Source organism: Segatella maculosa DSM 19339 = JCM 15638 (assembly GCF_000382385.1).
GTDB lineage: Bacteria > Bacteroidota > Bacteroidia > Bacteroidales > Bacteroidaceae > Prevotella > Prevotella maculosa.
Genome location: NZ_KB908322.1, coordinates 97,456 through 118,258 on the forward strand (window position 1 = coordinate 97,456; position 20,803 = coordinate 118,258).

A 20,803-nucleotide genomic window follows, 5' to 3' on the forward strand; every position below is an offset into this window, starting at 1 on the left:
TTATCAGAAACCTAATACCACGCCCAGCGAAACGGAACGCGTGACGGGGTAATCGGCGCCATAGCATTCGGGATCGGCACGTTTGATGTGGTCGAGACACAGCAGGTCAATACCACGAACGTAGAACTTGGCATTCTTAATGAAACGTGAATTGCTGAACAGCGTTGCTGGAAGATGGTAGTAAACCTCTACGTTGCGCAGCTTCAAGAACGAGCGGTCGGCCAGCCAAACGGAGTTGACCGTATAGTTGTTCTGATTGTCTTCGGAGGAAAGACGAGGGTAAAGCGCCGTGTTGGCGGTCTCGGGTGTCCAGCGATTCTCGAAATAATACTGTCCGATATTCGTATTGTTGACCAGCGGACGATAGACGGACTTCGTGTTCAGTATGGCGGTATAGTTGGCCACACCTTGGAACTGTGCGAAGAAGCCGACCCCCTTGAACTCCATTCCGAGATGGAAAGCGTAATAGATTTCGGGGCAAACGGTGTTGTAACCCATCTTCACGTAGTCGTCACCATCAATGACATTGTCTCCGTTCTGGTCCTTAAATTTGATATCACCCGGCTTGGGATTGGTGCCCAAACGCTGCACGGGACTGTGGTCGATGTCTGCCTGATCGGTGAAGAAGCCAATGGCCTGCAAGCCGAAAATCTGATTGACAGGGTTCCCGGTGCGCTTCTCATAGTCGTAAGCCCGCGGTTCTTCATATTCCTCCTTAATCTTATTCTTGGCCAAGGTGTAGTTCATTCCGGCCCGAAGTTGCAGGTCTTTGGCAATCTCCTTATGATATTGTGTGCCCCATTCGAAGCCATAACTATCGACGATACCACCGTTCACGTAGGGATGACTGATGCCAACGACGTCCGAGTTCTTGCCCGATGAGGCCACCCAAATATCAGTTCTACGCTGGTAATAGCCGTCAATGGTTAGGTCGAGTGTGCCGAAGAGCGTGGCATCCAAGCCTACATTATATTTATAGGCCTTCTCATGTGTGGAGTTCATTGCAGCCAAACGGCCCTCTTTCCAACCGCTATAGGCATCGTAATTCGACCCAAGGTTGTAGCCTCCGCCACCCGTGAATACTTGCTCCCAGTAGCCTTGTTCGGGGATATGGTCCAAGTTGATGATGCCCCATGAGGCCCGAACTTTCAAGAAGTCCACGAAGCGCATACCCTGCATGAAGTCTTCCTTAGAGAGCAACCACGCTGCTGAGAGTGTGGGAGAGAAGGCCGTCCGGTGTCCGGGAGCCAGTCTGTTAGAAGCCGCCAGGCCCAAGGACAGGTCGACAAAGTACTTCTCTTTGTAACCATAGTGGTTGTAGAGTGACGCCGACGTACGGTAGATGGTGTTGTTCTGTCCGTTGGCATTGCGGAATTCATAGTTCCACATGAGTACCGATTGCAGCTTGTGTTCACCGAAACTACGGTCATAATTGGCCCCGACCCCAAAGTTGAAGTTACGGTTCTGCCAGTCCAGTTTGCTGTCGGCACTCATGTTGCTGTCCGAACCAGCTTTGTATTGTGTGATACCGGTGGGCTCGCCGTTATTCCAACTGCCTGCCGAAGCCATGCCGTATTGATAGCTTCGCGTGTGGTTTTCCCAATAGGCGGCGATATTGTCATAGGCAAAGCACGTCCAAGCACTCAATCCTTGTGTGACGGACGACAGGTCTTGCTTGAGTGTTGCGTCTGCAAAGAGGGCGCGGGTATGCGCTTTACTATAAGCACGTCCTTGAGTCAGCGCCACAGGATTATAGTAACCGGTCCACGTTGTGTTGCCACCCCAGAGTCCGCTTTCGGTCTTTATCGGGAAAGCTGCGGCCGGAACGGTGTATATCTTGTCCCAAAGTGCATCGCTCGATAGACCGGGACGCGATGCCTCCAACAGCACTCCGTCTAAGTTAACGGCCAGTTTCGTGGTCGTAGTCAGGTCAATGTCGAGGTTGGTTCTCAGGTTGGCCTTGTTGTATTTGTTCTGTGTTGAGTAGCCTTCGTTCTCGTTCGGGTGGGCAATAAAGCCTGCATTGTTGACCAAGTTCACCTGAGTATAGTAGCGAAGACGGCTGCCTCCACCTCGGAAACTCAGGTTGAAGATGTCGCTTGCTCCATGGTTTCGGAACGTTTCGGCTATCCAATCAACATTCGGATATAGGTAAGGATACTTCCCAGTTTGGAAAGCATTGAGTTCGTTGGCGGTGTAACGTGGTGCCCTGCCATCATTGACATAGGCTTCGTTCAAGGCCGTGGCATAGTCGTAACCGTTGACGAATTGCGGCCGACGTGCCTCCCATGTGAAACCGTGGTCATACGTGAACTTGATTTCACTGAAGTTATATCGGCCCCGCTTCGTGATGATGTTGATGGCCCCGTTGGCTCCTTTATAGCCGTAGAGTGCTGTTGCCGGCGCATCTTTCAAGACGATAACGCGCTCCACTTCCTCTGGACTGATGTTCGTAATGTTGCGTTCGATGCCGTCAACCATAATCAATGGCGACGAACCATTGAGTGATTGGAGACCACGAACAAAGAAAGTTGGCTCGAAAGAAGCGTAGTCTCCTGTTCCTTGCAGGGTTGTTAAGCCGAGCACCTGACCGTAAAGTGAGTTACCTATATTCTTCGAAGAGCGCCGGTTTATGTCGTTACTCAATGCTACGGACATGGTACTTTCGCCCAAAGTCTGTTCTATTCCGAATCCTAAATTGACCGGTTGCGAAGCATAGCTACCGGCAGTTTGCACGTTACAAGTGTAAGAGAAAAGGGTACCTTCTCTGTGTTGTGAAGCATGACTGCCGGTTTTCAGCGTGTCGGTCTGTGCCTGCGCTGCCATACCGACTGCCAATGCCAAGACAAATGTTATATGTCGTTTCATTTTATTCAAGATTATGTTTTCTGTTTTTGATGTTTCAACTTACCAACCCGGGTTCTGTGTCAGGCCATAGCCTTTGTTTACCTCTGCAGTCGGGAATGCAGAGAGATACCATTTCGGGTCGAACGAGGTCCACCATGCACGGCTCTTGTTCTTCAACGGCACGCGCTCATAGCGGAAATGTGTCGGGAAAGGCTTGCTGTTTTCATTGCCAAGGTAGGGCGTGTTGTTGTCTGTGCCGTCCGGGTTCAGCCGATAGATGCGCAATGCATGCAAGGTCTTGCCGAAGAGGTCGGCGCGACGGTAGCGTATCATGTCATAGAAACGCGACTCTTCGAAGCCGAATTCGCAGGCTCGTTCGCGTAGAATGGCTTCTATCAGGTTGGCTTTCTTTGTGTAATCCGTCGCAGGATCAGAGGCTACCAGTCCTTTCAGGCCCACGCGGGCACGCACCTTGTCAACCTGTTCGATGGCTTTAGCAGTCTGTCCCGTCTGTGCCAATGCCTCTGCATAAATCAAATGCATCTCTGCCATGCGCAGGTAAGGCCAGCTGAGCACATGGTTCTTCGAGTCGGCCTTGTTCATATAGAACTTATTGTTGGCCATACCTGTGGCATATTGTCCGCTCTCCGTGCTGATGCCTGAGCCTTCGTTACCGTTCACCCAAGCCTCCACTTGCCGGCCACTCATATTCCCATTGGCGTCCATACGGTTCAGAGTGCCGTTCACGATGATGGTTTCATAGAGGCGAGGGTCGCGGGTCAGCTCTTTAGGTTTGCCCGGAACAATGAACATTCTGTCCAAGTTGCCGTGTCGTTCCAGTTCGTCATAATCGAACGGACTGCCGTCCTTCCACCCGAACATCTCCTGATATTCCTCCGTAGGCGTGTAACCTCCGAGACCATTCCATTCAGAAAAGAGGTATTGCCAGTCTTGAGAATCCTGATATTTCACACGGGTTGAAATCAGCACTTCGGTTGTTCCGCGGTCAGAATAGGCCTTACGGAAGGCGGCCCGATAGGCGCCCGGCGTGTTGTTGTCAGCCTGTACGAGGGCATACCAGCCCTGACTGTTAACCTTATCGAAGAAAGCTTTGCAGGCATCGACCACAGTTTGCCAGCGAGCCTCTTGATAGTCGCCATACCATGCCTGCCGTTTCTCATTGGCCTCTTGGTTACCTGTCGTGCAATAAGGCGTGGCATTGTTGAGCAACGGAGACGCTGCAAAGTCGAGAACCTTGGCTTTTAGCCCCATCACACCGGCTTGCGTGAAGCGTCCTTCCCAGTTGGATAGGTCTGAACCCAATGCCCATGGCAGTTTAGGAGCAGCCTCGTCCAAGAGTCCGACAATGAATTTCACGGTCTCATCTACCGTGGTACGCGGAATTTCATAAACGGCATCCGTCCCGTCATAGGATTTCCTGACAAGCGGAAGTCCCCCATAATTGCGGAAAAGGTCAAAGTAACGCGAGGCGATGATACTCTTTGCTTCGGCCTTCAAGCGTTCTTTTTCGCTTACTTCCATGTTCGGTGTGTGGTCTACGTTTTCCAAGAAGATGTAGCAGGCGCGCACGGTTTCCCACACATTATAGTTCATATAGGGGAAGCGTCCGTGGTCGTCTCCACCCTTAGATGGGGCCGTATATGCCCCGGCATAATATTGTCTGTTCACTTCGTCCCAGTCGCAATGACTGTGTATGCAGTCAGACAGCGCGTCGATGACGCCCGTATTCATGCCTTGGGCCTCACCTCCTGTCCAGCAATAGGGCAAACCGTAGTGCAGCTTTCCATAGCACGACCATAGAAAATTACGTGTGTATTCGGGATTATTGAACACGGTATCTTTGGTAACATCATTGCCCGGTGCTTTGTCAAGGAATGCATCTCCGAATTTAATTTGGTCGGTACAGCTCGCAACGGAAGCGCCTAACAGCAGCACTGCACCGAGAAGAATATGATAATGTTTCATGTTTTATCGTTTTTAATGATGTAGTCGACTTTATTGGTTCACCTTATTAAAAGCTTGCTTTCAGGCTGATGGCAAACGAACGGGTCAGCGGATAGTTGGGGCGGTCGCTGGTTCTTGACTCCGGGTCGCCCCATTTGAACTTGGAGAATGTCAGCAGGTTGTAGCCGCTGAGTGCCAAAGTGAGGTCGCGCAGCTTGATGGTATTCATCCAAGGGAAGTGGAAATGATAGGCCACCTGCATGGTCTTCAGGCGCAGATAGGCGGAGTTGACCTCATAAAGCGTCGAAGAGGCGTAGTTATTCGAGGCATGCAACTTTGTGGCACGCGGATAACGAGCGTTCGGATTGGGGTTATCAGGTGTCCACACGTTGTCGAATTGATATTGCAACAAGGCCTTTTCCTGCTGGTCGCCCAAGGGCTGACGGAAGCAATCTGCCAGCATTCGGGTCACGTTCCAAGCCGCTGTCCACTGCGTATTGAACTCAAAATCCTTGTATTGGAAGCCAAGATTGAAACCGGCAGTATATTCCGGGTCGTCCGTATGGCCCAAGGAATAGGAGTAATCATTGTTATCTATGATACCATCGCCATTAAGATCGGCGTACACTGCGTCGCCGTTTTCAAGCGCAACCGGGTGAGTTGGCAGGTGTTTTCCATGCTCGGCCATGTACCGTGCGTCGGCATCTGCGCTGTAAAGTCCCCAGAATTGGCGGATTGAACGCGAGCCGATGCGGTGCCCTTTCTGGTAAAGCCAGTCATAATTCTGTGGAGCTTCCATCATCTCCTTGATTTCGTTTTGGTTATAAGAGAGATTGGTTCCCACCCAATAGCGGAGATTCTTGCCGATAAAGTCCTGCCATTTCAGCGAAACTTCATAGCCCCAGCTGTTCACTTCGCCGAGGTTTGCGGCCGGAAGTGTAAAGCCCAAGATGCCCGGAGCAATGTAACTGTTGAGCAAAATATCCTTGCGGTGCTCGTAATAGTAGTCGAAAGTGGCTTTCAATCTGCTGTTGAGGAAGTTGGCATCTACGCCATAATCCTGCTTGAACGACTTCTCCCAAGTCACCTCGGGATTGTGTTTTGCCCCCTCGATGGCGCCATTCAGGTAGTTTCCTGTGTTCGTTCCGAAGTTATAAGTGTTGTTTTTATTGCCATAAGCTGACCAACCACTCTTCAAAACATAGGGGTCGTCGGTGTACATGAAGCGTGAGCCATTGAGCTGATCGTTACCGACAAGCCCCCAAGAAGCACGCAGTTTCAAATAGTCGACCACCTTTTTTAGGGGCTTGAAGAACTGCTCTTCACTGATGGTCCAGCCCACCGAACCGGCCGGAAACAGCCCATATCGCTTGCCGGGAGCAAAGTTTTCCGAACCGTTATAGCCCACATTGAACTCTGCCATGTAGCGGTTTGCATAGTCATAAGTAACGCGGCTGACCAGTCCTACATAGCCATGAGGAATGTCGGAATACTGACTTGGGTAGTAGGTTTTTGACTGGTTGTAGAGCAAAAGTGCCCCCACATGATGCTGTCCAAAGCCACGTGTGTAGTCCAAACTGGCTTCCATGTACCAGTTGCGTCCCTTTCCGAACTCCTCCGAATAGCCCAATTGGGAGTCTTGTCCGTTCTTTCGGTATTCAATGACATTGCCGCCTACTTTCACGGGATTGTAGGTTGCCACGCCACCCGGCCGTTTCTTTGTGATATAATAGGTACTGTTGTAAGACCCTTTCACCTTGAATGAGAGGCCTTTCGTAATCATGTTGAGCTTCTGCCTCAGCATCACGTCGGCATTGAGCACGTTGGTATTGCGCGAAGTATAGCCCATTCCGTAGTAGGAAGAAAGCCCGCTGATGCCGGTGAATGGCAGATGATTGCCGTCTTCATCGGGGTCTGTAGTTGTCAAAACATAGCGTCCGCCAATCACACCCGGGCTTGAGAACGGTGTAGTATTATAGAGTTTGCGAAAGAGTTGCTGCCCATCTTCGGTGGAAATCGGCGTGTTCTTGGTGTCAGCACGGCCTCCTATGTTCACCGAAATCGTGGTGGTCTTTGTTACGTCGAAGTCGAGATTGGCGCGGTAGTTGAAGCGTTTGTAGTTGAAATTGAAGTCATAGTCGAGGGCTTGCTGCTTGAAAAGGCCGCCTTGGGTGAATGCACCAAGCGACACAAAGTAGCGCACGTTGTTGGTTCCTCCCGAGATACTCACGTTGTGTTGCGACTGGAATGCCGCCTTTTTCAGGCAATAATCCATCCAATCCGTATCGGGATAGCGAATAGGATCGCTGTGATCACGCAGCTTCTGCACCACAGCATCCGAGAAAAGTGGCGTCGCTCCGTCGTTCTTCATCATCTGATTGTGATACAAGGCATACGAATATGAGTCGGCAAGTTTCAGCAGATTGGTCGGCAAAACCACGCTCGCACTGGTATTGACCGATATGTTTGCCTTGCCTTCCTTACCGCGTTTGGTCGTCACAAGAATGACACCATTGGCGCCACGTACACCGAATACGGCCGTAGCCGAGGCGTCTTTGAGCACCGTTACGCTCTCTATTTCGTTCGGATCTATCTCACTGAAGTCGCGTTCCACACCGTCTACCTGAACCAAAGGAGCCGAGTTGGCCCACGTGGCTTTGCCGCGAACGAAGAGAGAAGCACCGTCGGCACCCGGCTCTCCCGAGTATTGTACGGACGAAATGCCCGGAACCGAGCCCGCCAACATGTTCGTAATAGAAGCTGTTGGCACCTTGGTCAGCAACTCACCATTGATGCCTGAGATGGCTCCCGTGACCGTTACTTTCTTCTGAGCACCGTAAGCTACGACCTGAACTTCTTGCACTGTCAGTGCATCGTCAGCCATAACGATGTGCATTTCGCGCCCCGGAGTGGCCTTTACTTTCTTGGTTGAGTAGCCCACAGAGGTAATCGTGATAAGTTCGTTGGCGTGGGTTTGCACGACAAACTTACCATCGATGTCGGTAATCTTCACGGCCTTGCCGCCGATACTGATGGTTGCTCCGATTACGGGTTCACCGTTATTGTCAACCACGACGCCCTTTACAGTCTGCATTTGCTGCTGGACGGAAAGAAAATGTGGGTCTTGTGCGGCACTTGTCGAGCACAAAGGCAACACCAATCCCGTTGACAGCAGGGCTGCCATACACATTTTTACGGAAGGAGATATCCAATAAGGATGTTTCATAATTTAAGTATTTAGTTATTTGGTTGCGCAGTTTAGGTCTCTTTTCACGGCAAATGGCGGCCTTGCTTCCTTGAAACAGGAGTTTAACTTCCATTAGCGATTTGTTTGCAAAGATTGCTTTTTTTAAGAATATCGGCACTCACGATATGCGATTTCATTCGCACTATTCGTTAATTTTATGAGGAATAAAGTGAAAAATAGCGATGAAATGGGGAAAAAGAGCCTTCGTTGCTTCCTCAAAAGTCCGGCTCAGTTCCTCCAAATACCTATCCCTGCCCTCCCAAAGGGAGGGAGAGCGAGCAGAGGGAGCCTCCCCAACCCCTCCAAAGGAGGGGAGAGTGAGATAGGGGCAATACTATTGAGAAAGGGTTTCTAAGCAATTGGTTTTCAATCACATAGAGACCGCGTTGTAATATCGGCCATATTGGCCTGCAATATGGGTGATATTGGGTGGTAAAATGGCTGATATTAGCGCGCAAGATGGGTCATATTGGAAGACGAAATGGCCCATATTGGACGACAAGGTGTAATATATTGATTATCAATCGCCGAGGAATTTAATTCATAACTCACGGAATTTAATTCACAACAAAGAAAAGGAAGCGTATCGGTAGCTGCACCATCATTCACAAGGCATAATATTTAATTCACAACTCACAATATATCATTCATCATCAAAGCCTCGCAACCTCGTACTCCCCTCCTTCGGAGGGGCTGGGGGAGGCTCCCTCTGCTCGCATTCCCTCCCTTTGGGAGGGGTGGAGTGGGTACTTAGGAGGTCTGGAGTGGGTTCCTTTCCTACACAATCGGCAGGGCCGCACCGTTTATCTTTTGGTAGATATCGAGCGCATATACGTCAGTCATGCCACTGATATAGTCGATAACGGCCATGATGCGCGTCTCCATATTGTCGCTGTGAATGTCATATTGGCTGCTGACACGGCGTATCAACTGTTGCGAATAGAAGTGGTTTGGCTCCATGGCTGCCCCAATAAACACGTCCATCAAGGTCTCCATGATCTTGTAACCCGATAGTTCAATGTCGAGAACCGGCTTACTATGATAGATTTTCTCATACGAAATGGCCTCGCATTTGCGGTAAGCTTCGCGCTGCAAAGGGGAGATATGGTCGATGATACTGCCCTCAAAGGTACCGCTTAATAGCTCATCTTCGTGGTCAACGAAAGCCTTGACGCACTCGTTTTCGAGCTTTCCAATGACGCTGGCCCGCATATATACCACCTGTTCATTGGCGTCGGTGACGCCTTCTTCCTTGATTCTTTCAAGGATATATTCGCGCATTTGCTCGTCGAAAAAGCCCAGAAGTAGGTCTTTGGTCTCCTCAAACGAGAGGATTTTCAGCTTATGTGAGTCCTCAATGTCCATGATTTCGTAACATATATCATCGGCAGCTTCGACGAGATAAACCAGTGGATGGCGGGCATATCTCAATGCTTCTGCATCTCCAGACTTGCAAATTATGCCCAATTCATCGGCGATTTTGCGATAGTCTTCGGCCTCGGTTTGGAAGAAACCAAACTTACCATGGCTACCAGCTAAGCTGCTTGAGAAGGGGTATTTCACAATACTTGCCAACATAGAATAGGTCATAACGAAGCCTCCGATGCGCCTTCCAAAGAAGCGATGTGTCAGTAATCGGAACGCATTTGCATTGCCTTCGAAGTGCGAAATGTCGTTCCAAAACGGTGCTGAAACAGCCATTTTGAGTTGCTTCCCCTTCCCTTCTGTGAAGAAAGTCCGTATAGCTTTCTCCCCAGAATGGCCGAAAGGAGGGTTCCCCATGTCGTGAGCTAAGCACGCAGCACTGACGATTGTGCCGATTTCTTCGAACAAAGTATTGGCCAATTCTGGGTGCTTTTGCTTCAGACGTGTGCAGACATCGTTGCCCAACGACTGCCCCAAACTCGACACTTCAAGGCTATGTGTCAACCGATTATGCACGAAAATACTGCCCGGAAGCGGGAAAACTTGCGTCTTGTTCTGCAATCTTCTGAACGGAGCAGAGTAGATCAAGCGATCGTAATCACGCTTGAATTCCGATCGATCGTCGTGACGTTCGGCATGACGGTGCTCTTGTCCGAGTCGCTTGTTGGATATAAGTTGTTGCCAATTCATGTGGCAAATATAGTGGAAATTAGTGGATTTTCTGTCTTTTTAAGCCGAAAAATGAAGTTATCTGCATGGAATTGCGTATTTTTGCACCTAATTATATAACGCAATGAAGATTAAAGTAGTAAACAAAGGCCATCAGCCACTGCCTGAATATGCCACACCTCAGAGCGCAGGTATGGACCTTCGGGCCAACATCGAGGAGGCAATCGTATTGAAACCCATGGAGCGCAGGCTCGTTCCTACGGGACTTCATATCGCTTTACCGGCCGGGTTTGAGGCACAAATCCGCCCACGAAGCGGTCTTGCTTTGAAGCATGGCATCACCGTTCTCAATACGCCCGGTACCGTAGATGCCGACTATCGCGGTGAGATCATGGTGCTATTGGTCAACTTTTCCGACCGTGATTTTATCGTTAATGACGGTGAACGGATTGCTCAAATGGTGATTGCAAGTCACGAACATGGGACTTTCGAGCTTGTAGAAGCACTTGATGAGACCACACGGGGCACGGGCGGATATGGTCATACGGGGTTGAAATAATCAAGAAATCACGATTTTGAGATACGCATTCAAATATATTTTAATCGCTTCGGCCGCCGGTTTGGTGGTCTCAACGACCGCTATTCCCTCCTTTGCAGAGCGTGATAAACAACGAAAAACGGCGGTTTCATCGACCGAAATGCCGGTTTTGAGCTATGAAGACAGCGTGAAATACAACACGCTTTTCCTGGATGCCATTCTCGCAGAGGCTGCCGACAAGACCGATTCTGCCTACACGCTGCTGAAACAATGCATCGAACTCAATCCCAATGCGGCCGAAGCTTACTACTTTCTTGCCCCGTTCGAGTCGGACAAAAAGAACGATTCGCTGGCCATTGCCTATCTGACAAAGGCCGTGGAGCTGTCACCTGACAATGAAGATTATCAGGAACGGTTGGCCGAATACTACATCAATGCTCAACAATATAGCAAGGCCATCAATGTGTATGAGGCCCTTGTGGCTCGCCACGGCGACCGTACGGACGTGCTTCAACTGCTGCTTCAGCTCTATAATCAGCAGAAAGACTACGACAATATGCTGCGTGTGCTCGCCCGATTAGAGCAGAATGACGGCAATAGTGAGGGGCTAACGCTCTCCAAAGTGCATGTTTTTGAGTTGAAAGGTGATAAGAAATCGGCCTGCAAAGCCCTTCAAGATCTCTGCCAATCTTACCCGAATGACCTCGGTTATCAGGTGATGTTAGGCAACTGGTTCATGCAGAACAACGAGCCAAAAGCAGCCTTTGAGCGGTATCAAAACGTGTTGAATGAGGAGCCAGAAAACGCGATGGCACTCGCTTCTATGTATGATTATTACACAGCAAACGGTGACACTTTGAAGGCAAAAGACATCATGAAGCGAAGTCTTTTGAGCAAGAATACCGACTCGGAAGCCAAACAAAGCATGCTGAAACAACTCATTCAGACCAACGAAAAGGCTGGGGGAGACAGTACAATCGTGCTGAACATGTTTGACAAAGTGCTTGAGATTTCGCCCAAAGATGCGGCTGTTGCCGAGCTGAAAGTGGCCTATATGTCGTTGAAAAAGATGCCAACAGCAGCCATAGATAGCGCAATTATCGACCTGCTTAACGTGACTCCTGACCGCAAAGGCGCCCGAATTCAACTGCTACAAGATATGTGGTCGGCCAAGAATTGGGCCCAAATCGTGGAGCAATGTCACACGGGATTGGCCTTCAATCCCGATGAGTTGGCGTTCTATTATTTTATGAGTCTGGCTTACATTCAGCTGGAAAAGCCAGACTTGGTCGTAGAGACCATACGCAAAGGAATGGCACATTGCGACAAAGCCAACAAGGACATGGTGGCCGAACTCTATGCCATCATGGGCGATTATCTGCAAAAACAGCATCAAACAAAGGAGTCGTATGCGGCTTACGACAGCTGTTTGGCCTACAAGAGTGACAATATTTACGCCCTCAATAACTATGCTTATTACCTCTGTGAAAACGGAGGTAACCTGCAAAAAGCAGCGCAAATGAGTTACAAAACCGTGGAGGCTGAACCCCGAAATGCCTCATATCTCGATACTTATGCATGGATTCTTTTCATGCAAGGTCACTACACTGAGGCCCGCATCTACGCTGACCAAGCACTGCAAAACGACACGGATTCGGTGGCAAGTTCAGTCATTTTAGAACACGCCGGTGACATTTATGCACAGCTTAAAGACATGAAAAAGGCTGTCGATTACTGGCAGAAAGCCTTGAAAGCCGGCAGCGGAAACGAGGCTATCCTGATGAAAAAGATACGATTAAAGAAATATATTAAAAGCCGATGAAGACGAAACTGTTGTATAGCCCGCTCATATTGCCGGCCCTCCTCGTGCTCTTTGCAGCCTGCGGAGCAAAGAAAAACCTCGTAAAGACCACCACTTCGACGACGGTCGCCACGAAAACAACAACGGGAAATGTCCCTAATCCCGAACTACAGAAACTTGGTTTCTTGCAAAAAGTGGCCGACAATGCCGTCTATGCCAACAACATTGTGGGCGATATGAAGTTCAATCTCAAGGTCGATGGCAGGGATATCACCGCGCCGGGTTCGCTCCATATGCGTAAAAACCAAGTGATCCGCATTCAACTTTTCATTCCTTTATTAGGATCAGAAGTGGGCCGTTTGGAGTTCACTCCTGATTATGTGCTCGTCATCGACCGCTTTCATAAGGAGTATATCAAGGCAGATTACAACCAACTTGACTTCTTGAAAGACAACGGACTGACCTTTTACAGCTTGCAATCTCTGTTCTGGAACCAGCTATTCATGCCCGGAACCGACCGCTTGAACGAGACTTCGCTGCGTAAGTTCGAGGCGAATTTGCAGCCAACCACGGCCACAACGCCCATCAGTCTGAAGCAGGGTAACTTGAATTTCGTGTGGAATGCCGATACGAAAAGCGGACTGATTGGCCAGACAACAGTTGGTTATCACAGTGCACAGCACGGAAATTCCACGCTTACTTGGCTTTACGAGAACTTCATGAACGTTGGCGTGAAGCGTTTCCCTGCCAAGCAAACCTTTACTTTCTCAACCACTGCGACCCGCCAAAAGCGGACGGTTCAAGTGACAATCGACATGGATGAGGTGACCACCAAGGACGGATGGGAGACCAATTCAACCGTTTCAAGCAAATACAAGAAGATAGAAACCAAAGATATTTTGGCCAAAATCATGAGCTTCTAAATGAAAAGAACAGCACTTATCCTTTTAACTTTGTTGCTGACCTTGGGCGCTTCGGCACAGAAGAAAACCACCGTCAGACCGCAACGCACGCCACAAAAGAAGACGACAGCGCCGCAAAAGAAGCCTGCCGGCAAGAAGAAAGCCGACCGAAAGACGGCTGTCTACACCAATGCTTCCATCAAAGGACTGCAAGGACAACGTGCGCAAATCCGGAAAAAGATTAAGGAACAAGAGCAAGCCTTGCGAAGAAACCAAGCCGATGTGAAGCAAAGACTCGATAATCTGCTTACATTAAACGCTCAAATAGACCAGCGACAGAAGCATATCGAGGGCATAGAAAGCGACATCAACCATATCAATGGCAACATCAACATACTGGAAGCGCAACTCAAAACGCTTGAACAACAACTGTCAGACCGCAAGTCCAAGTATGTGAAATCCATGCGCTACATGGCCCGTCACCGCACCGTTCAAGACCGATTGATGTTTATTTTCTCGGCAAAGAGCTTTGCCCAGATGTACCGCCGCATGCGTTTCGTGCGCGAATATGCCGACTATCAGAAGGCACAAGGCGAGATGGTGAAGGTCAAGCAGATGCAGGTAGACGGCAAACATCTGCAACTTCAGCAGGTAAAAGGCCGGAAAAACAATCTCCTCTACAAAGGAAAGAAAGAGAAAGAAGCCCTCGAAGGCCAGCAAGACGAGCAGAAGAAAGTGGTCGCTTCCTTGCAAAATCAACAGAAAACCATACAGAAAATCATTGCCGAACAGCAGCAGAAAGATGCTGCTCTCAATGCCCAAATCGACCGATTGGTGGCAGAAGAGGTGGCAAAAGCACGTGCTCGGGCGGCCGCAGAAGCCAAAAGAAAGGCCGAAGCACAGGCAGCTGCACAGCGTCGCGCAGCCGAATTGGCCAAGAAAAAGGCTGAAGCCGAGGCCGCACAACGCGAGAATGAGCGGCGCATTGCAGAGGCCAAAGCACGCGAAGCTAAGCTGAAAGCCGAGGCTGAAGCAGCCACACGCGCGGCCGAAGAGGCTCGGAAAGCACAGCAATCTGCGGCACAAGCCAAGAAGAAAGCGGCTGCCGAAGCGGTGGCAAGGGCTGCTGCAGAGAGGCGGGAACAGGCCGAACAGGCCGCAAAAGAGGCCGAAGCCCAACGTGTGGCTGCTGAAAGAAAGGCCAAAACCGAGGCTGCCCGTCAGCGACAAGAGCTTGCCGAAGCCAAGAAAGAGGCCGACGAAGTGCAGCATCTCTCCACGGTTGACCGCATGATCAGCGGCGGATTCGAGGCCAACCGCGGCCGCTTACCGATGCCAATCTCCGGAAGTTACAAGGTTGTGAGCCACTTCGGACAATACAATGTCTCGGGTTTGAAGGGCGTAACGCTCGACAATAAGGGCATCAATATCAAGGGAAACCCCGGCTGTGTGGCCCGTTCTATCTACGATGGTGAGGTGAGTGCGGTCTTTGGATACGCGGGAAGCATGGTCGTTATGGTGCGCCATGGTGCCTATATCTCCGTATATTGCAACCTACATTCGGTCAGTGTGAGTCGCGGACAAAAGGTAAGTCCGCGCCAATCCTTGGGTGTTGTCGGGGCAGATAATATCCTTCAGTTCCAGTTGCGCAAGGAAACTACAAAGCTGAATCCCGAAGTTTGGTTGGGAAGATAGAGGCGCGGACGACTCGAAGGACCCACCCTAACCCTCCCAAACACCCACCCCAGCCCTCCCAAAGGGAGGGAGTGCGAGCAGAGGGGAGCCTCCCCCAACCCCTCCAAAGGAGGGGAGTGCGAGCTTGCGGAGCCTTGATGATGAATGATGTATTGTGAATGATGAATTCAATTCCGTACGTTATGAATTCAATTCCTCAGCGATTGATAATCAACATATTACACCTTGTCGTCTAATATGGGCCATTTCGTCTTCCAATATGGCCTATCTTGCGCGTTAATATCAGCCATTTTACCGCCCAATATCACCCATATTGCACGCCAATATGGCCTATATTGTAACGCGGTCTCTATGTAACTGCAAACCAATTGCTTAGAACCCTTTCTCAAAAGTGTTGCCCCAATCTCACTCTCCCCTCCTTTGGAGGGGCGGGGGAGGCTCTCCAACCTCGTTTTCTCCTCCTTTGGAGGGGCCGGGGGAGGCTTCCTCTGTTCGCATTCCCTCCCTTTGGGAGGGTTAGGGTGGGTTCCCTCTGCTCACTCTCCCTCCCTTTGGGAGGGCCGGGGTGGGTATTTGAAGGGCCCGGGTGGGTGTTTAGGAGGGTTGGAATGGGTGTTATTGTTTCCCAATCCACTCCTTCAGCACCATTCCATACTCCTTTTTGAAGCAGCGAGTGAAGTAGTTTGGCGAGTTAAAACCCACCATTGCGGCAAGTTCACCAACGGGAATATCGGGCTGTTTCAGGGCAATTTGGCAGGCTTCTTTCATGCGCACGGCATTGATAAAGCCCGTGATACTCTGGCCGGTCAAGGCCCGCAGCTTGTTGTAAAGGGTCGATTCGCTGACACACATGGCCCGTGCAAGGGCCGAACGGTCGTAATCCGAGTTGGCAAGATGCGTCTTTACGCAATCCACAGCCGCCTGCAAGAACCGACTGTCTGGGCTGCTGTAGTGTTCATTTTCTATCTTGAAGTCTGCCTGTGCACTGAATTTCTCCTTGATACGCTTGCGGTTTTCGATGATACTGTCAATGCGCAATTGCAGGTCTTCCAGCTTAAACGGCTTCGTGACATAGGCATCTACGCCGATGCGATAGGCCTCCATGCGTTCCTTGTCCTGTATCTTTGCCGTCAGCATCACAAAGGGAAGCATTGCTAAATCTTTGTCGTTCTTCACCGTTTTCACGAGTTCATAGCCGTCCATCACGGGCATCATCACGTCTGTAACGACCAAATCAAGCTCCTCTTTACGTATGATATTCAAGGCTTGTAGGCCGTTCTTGGCCGTCAATACCGTGTATTTTCGACTCAACAAACGCTGCATCAAGCGCAGTAGTTCGGTGTTGTCTTCGACCAACAGCAGTCGGTATTCTTTGTCATCTACGTCATCTGACGGTTCAATGGGAGGCGTTTTACCGGCCACGTCCACCGTCGATGGCCCCCGATGTGCCTTTTCCGGGCTTGCTTCTACCTCGTTTTCGGCATAGAACCGACGCGCTATTGGCAGCTTGATCATGAAACTTGTGCCCTCGCCGAGCCTGCTTTTACAAGCTATTTCTCCATGATGTAGCTTCACAAGGTCACGCGTTAAGGAGAGTCCGATGCCCGTTCCATGCGTGTGCATCTTGCGATAATCGCCGTCAAAGAAGCGCGTATAGAGTTGCTTCTGCCCCTCTTTCGAGATGCCGATGCCGTCGTCTTGGACCGTTATCACGGCCTTTTCCTGCTCCAAAACCACCGTGACGCGCACGTGTCCGCCAGCATTCGTGTACTTCAAAGCATTGGAAATAAGGTTTGAAAGCATCTTTTCAACCTTGTCAGTATCAAACCATCCGGGAATTAATTTGGGGAAGGTTGCCACCTGTAATGCGATGTTTCGGCTGACAGCAAGGGCGTTCATGTTGTGGCAAACGGCTGAAACAAACTCGCCCAAGTCGCCTTCTGAAACGCGGAGATGCAGTTGTCCGGCTTGCGATTTCCTTACTTCAAGCGTCTGACGTATCAGCTGAACCAATCTATTTACATTGTTTTGAATCAGCGAATAAGCTTGTTCAAACTGCGGAGCCTGCCTGCGAAGCTCGTCCACAGCGGCTGAAACAACGGCCAAAGGTGTCTGCAATTCGTGTGCAATATTCGTGAAAACGACAGCCATCTGCATGCGGTTTCGGTCCTTTAAATGGCGTTTATAACGTCGTATTCCATATGAAACAAGACCCGCAAATAGCAGCAAATACAACCCAAAAGCCCACCATGTTGCCCACCAATGTGGCTGAACCTCGATTGCAATTCCATAGGGAAGGGCATGCCATTTCCCCTGCCCATCGGCCGCTTTAAGATAGAGTTTGTAATGTCCCGACGGCAGGTTTTGAAAGGTAGCCCTGCGGAAATCGGCGCTACGATAGTGCCAATTGTCATCATATCCCTCTAATTTATAGGCGTATCTCACCATGTCTTGATGGCTATAACAGAGCAGTGCGAACTCAAAAGCAAACTTGCTGACGGTGGAAGGAATGACAATCCGGCGTGCAAAGGCAGGTGAATAGGCCGACAACTTGCTGCGCTTTGCAGCCTCAAGTTGGGCAAACGGCGTGTCGTCGACATAGAAATCGGTCACCAACAGTCGTCCCGTTTCCAGCCGAACCATGTTGGCTGCGGCATCAGGATCGAAAGAAAAGAAGCCACCTTTTGTTGTAAAGAAGAGTCGACCCGCATAGCTGCACGTGGCATTCGGGTAGCCTTGCAGATTGCCGAGGCCGTCTTCGCGCGTGAAAATCCTGATGTCAGGTCGGTCTTTCACGTGACCTTGTGCATCAAGCAACATGGCATTCGGTCGGAAAGTCAGGCACAAGAGCGATTGTCCCATGGTAAGCCAAAGCCTGCCCCGCTTATCTTCATTCAGTGAAAAGGCTTGTCCGCGACCCAACTGATACTCCCTATTGACGGGAACAAAGCGGTCGTGCCGTGCATCATAGATGAAAAGGCCACCCGTATAAGACACAGCCCAGAGCCGATGTGCCCTGTCTTCGAAGCAAGTTGAGGCGTCATGGAGCGAGAAACGCCCGTTTTCAGGGGTGTAATGTCGGTAAACAAACCGATTAGGATGCGCCGAATTGCCCGTTATTCTGATGATACCTTCGTTGTCGGTAGCTATCCATAGGCGCCCTTTATGGTCTTGAATGATGCCCCGGACATCGCAGTTTGCAAAACTTCCTCGGCCGTCTTTCATCTCCAAACGGCGGCCCTTACCGTCAGGAGTGACGATGCTCAGCCCGCTTCTTTGCCCGACCCACATCACATTGTCACGGCTTTCGAAGAGCATATTGACGTAATCATCGGCAATGGTTGTGCCATCTGCGGCCGAAAGCATGCGTGCCTTGTCACGCTGTCCGGGTGGAACAACGATGATACCCGACCCATTCGTGGCAATCCAAAGCTCGCCGTTGAAGCGTAATTTCACCGAAGGTATGCTCGAATATAATATATAAGGTGAGATGTTTTCAATGCCCCTGATTTGATTTCCATAGTGTATTTGGCCCGTTTCTGAGCTGTAATAGGCCAGCTGCGAGGGGTACATTCCTATCCAAAAGCCCTTTCCGTCGGTCGTATAAACAGACTTCGGGGTGCTGTTCTGCGCCAAGGTTGGGAGGCGATACAGATTGAACGGCGCCGGATTTGTATTGACATGCAAGATGCCGTTGGCTGCCGCTTCTATCCAAAGGCAGCCCTTTCGGTCGGTCGTTATCCGCTTCGGGCCGCCCAAGGGCACCGTTTGTGCCTCGTCACCGATGGCGGTATAGTTCGCACAATGACCCATATTGTCGTCCATATCAATGGCTGTAAGGCCACCACGGGAGCAGGCCCAGACCTTCTTTCCGGCCGGTTCTTCGGTCAGATTGTAGCAGATATCGAAGCCTGTTTGGGCACTGTTGTAACTATGTAAGCCTGGATTTGCACGGTCATAGGGCCTGTCCATGCGCACGATGCCATAGCCCCAAGTGCCTATCCACAGCCGTCCTCGACTGTCAAAAAGCAGCGAATAGGCCGAATTTCGGGCGTTCAAACGGTCGTAACTCACGAACTTTCGCTGCGAAGGAGCAAAGAAAAGCAACCCGTTTCCCCATGTTCCAAGGTAGAGATTTCCATGCTTATCCTCGGTAATAGCCTTGACACTGTAGTCGCCTAAACGGCTTTTTTGCCCGCGAACGTCCATGACAATGGCATTCCGATCGCTGTAGGTTACGAAGCAATCTCGCCCGGGTTCATAGCGAGAAAGGCCGCCGTCGGTCCCTATCCACACGTGACCATCGCGTGCAGTGAACAGCGTATAGACGACCCGTTGCCTGCTTCCGGGCAGGTGATAGGTCTTGAATTGCCCCGTTCTTCGGTCCATTCTGACCAGCCCGTTGCGTGTTCCAATCCACAAACGGTCGTGCTTGTCTTCGGTAATTGCAAGGATATTGTTGCTCGGAAAGAGGCATTTCGTGTAGCCATCACTCTGATAGGACCGGAAATCATAGCCGTCGTAGGACCTCAAACCGGCCGAAGAACCCACCCACATCATGCCTTGTCGGTCGAAGAAAAGGCATTGTGTCTCACCTAAATCGGGTGCATTGATTGTCGAAAGCACACGACAATTCAACGTCTGGGCACCGACATTCAAGGCGCAAAGCCACAAGATAGGCAGCAAAAGTTTCTTAGACATGACGAAAGGTTTAGATAGGTTGTTTACAAATTTAACTGTTTTTTTGATTAATAAGCGATTTCATCGTTGTTTTTTCTGCTTTTTCGTGTTTTATAAAGGCAAAATATGCGTTGGGAGTACATGCAAGTAATATGTAGGGGACTTTGGCTTTGAAGTTTGAACATTGAAGTCTGAACTTTAAGATGAGCTGGCTTTGAGCTTTGAAGTGTGAACATTGAACTTTAGGCTTTGTCCTATTATAAAATCATTTGTAGGCAGGGGGCATGTAGGGACGCACGGCTCGTGCGTCCACTCAAATGATATTGCCTTGCTTATCTCCCGTCGTTTGCGTATGATATTGCCTCTTGAGCAGGCGCACGAGCCGTGCGGCCCTACATGACAATAGCATTTTTGCACGAAACGGACAGGGGTTCATGGGGCAGAATGGCGTCTTTCGGTTTGCTAAACAGAGGGAATGATGCATGAATTAAACGACTATGATAATTCTTTACAAAGTGCTTCGCAGGATTTTGATATTCAAAACGAAAGGCCGTTTCAGCAGAAATACGACAGTTTTGAGCCTTGTTTGTAAATTATTCTCTGTCAACTTGTTGCATTATCTGTAGGAAACCGAGGCATAAAATGGGAAGGAATAGTGCTTGAAATTGGTGGGACAAACGTGCCAAATAAGCTATTTTGCACGATGAAATGGGCAATATTGTGTGGTAATAGCACTCCTATTGTGCGCTAATATCATTCATGTTGTGGTACAATATGGCCCATACTGCATCTTCATTCGGACCGAATAACGGCATAGCTTCTATTTTGTGGTGAAAAAACTTAGAAAAAAATAGTCTCCCGTTTCTAAATGGTGATGTCCGAACGTCTTGTTTTTTAGTCATAAAAATTAACAAAACGGGGGGGGGGAATGCAGGGTTGCACGCCCTACTTGATGAATCGAGGAATAGAATATGCTTCATATCATGAATGAACCCCACCGGGGTTCTGTTGTTTAGAGGGCAGTGTTGGCATGT

General features: G+C 49.9%; 9 protein-coding genes. 4 read left to right on the forward strand and 5 right to left on the reverse strand.

What is annotated here, in order from left to right; genetic code table 11:
* Window positions 1-3 precede the first annotated feature (3 nt).
* From H164_RS0105580 to dgt, 4 genes are all read right to left on the reverse strand, one after another.
* On the reverse strand, window positions 4-2,868 hold the full coding sequence (locus H164_RS0105580; protein WP_026356254.1) for a SusC/RagA family TonB-linked outer membrane protein: 2,865 nt from the start codon (window positions 2,866-2,868) through the stop codon (window positions 4-6).
* A gap of 39 nt (window positions 2,869-2,907) precedes the next feature.
* Complete coding sequence (locus H164_RS0105585; protein WP_019967707.1) at window positions 2,908-4,833, reverse strand: RagB/SusD family nutrient uptake outer membrane protein; 1,926 nt, start codon at window positions 4,831-4,833, stop codon at window positions 2,908-2,910.
* Window positions 4,834-4,879: 46 nt separating this feature from the next.
* The gene (locus H164_RS0105590) at window positions 4,880-8,038 is read right to left on the reverse strand and encodes a SusC/RagA family TonB-linked outer membrane protein (RefSeq protein ID WP_025829652.1); all 3,159 of its coding nucleotides are present in this window, start codon (window positions 8,036-8,038) and stop codon (window positions 4,880-4,882) included.
* Window positions 8,039-8,836: 798 nt separating this feature from the next.
* Window positions 8,837-10,174, reverse strand: a complete 1,338-nt coding sequence (dgt, locus tag H164_RS0105600) for a dGTP triphosphohydrolase (protein ID WP_019967711.1) — start codon at window positions 10,172-10,174, stop codon at window positions 8,837-8,839.
* Between the two features lie 103 nt (window positions 10,175-10,277).
* Between dgt and dut the strand changes: the two genes are divergently transcribed.
* Genes dut through H164_RS0105620 form a run of 4 tightly spaced genes read left to right on the forward strand, consistent with a single transcriptional unit; the run spans window position 10,278 to window position 15,089 of the window.
* Window positions 10,278-10,712 carry a dUTP diphosphatase gene (gene dut, locus H164_RS0105605; protein ID WP_008564465.1) on the forward strand — a complete coding sequence of 145 codons (435 nt, stop codon included), beginning with the start codon at window positions 10,278-10,280 and terminating at the stop codon, window positions 10,710-10,712.
* Window positions 10,713-10,728: 16 nt separating this feature from the next.
* Entirely contained in the window at window positions 10,729-12,513 is a 1,785-nt protein-coding gene (locus H164_RS0105610) for a tetratricopeptide repeat protein (RefSeq protein WP_025829653.1), read from the forward strand.
* On the forward strand, window positions 12,510-13,415 hold the full coding sequence (locus H164_RS0105615) for a DUF4292 domain-containing protein (protein ID WP_019967713.1): 906 nt from the start codon (window positions 12,510-12,512) through the stop codon (window positions 13,413-13,415). The genes H164_RS0105610 and H164_RS0105615 overlap by 4 nt, the downstream gene beginning before the upstream one ends.
* Window positions 13,416-15,089: a murein hydrolase activator EnvC family protein gene (locus tag H164_RS0105620; protein ID WP_019967714.1), complete on the forward strand. Its 1,674-nt coding sequence runs from the start codon at window positions 13,416-13,418 to the stop codon at window positions 15,087-15,089.
* Between the two features lie 615 nt (window positions 15,090-15,704).
* On the opposite strand, the gene H164_RS0105625 is transcribed toward H164_RS0105620, so the two are convergent.
* Entirely contained in the window at window positions 15,705-19,790 is a 4,086-nt protein-coding gene (locus H164_RS0105625) for a hybrid sensor histidine kinase/response regulator transcription factor (protein ID WP_019967715.1), read from the reverse strand.
* Window positions 19,791-20,803 lie beyond the last annotated feature (1,013 nt).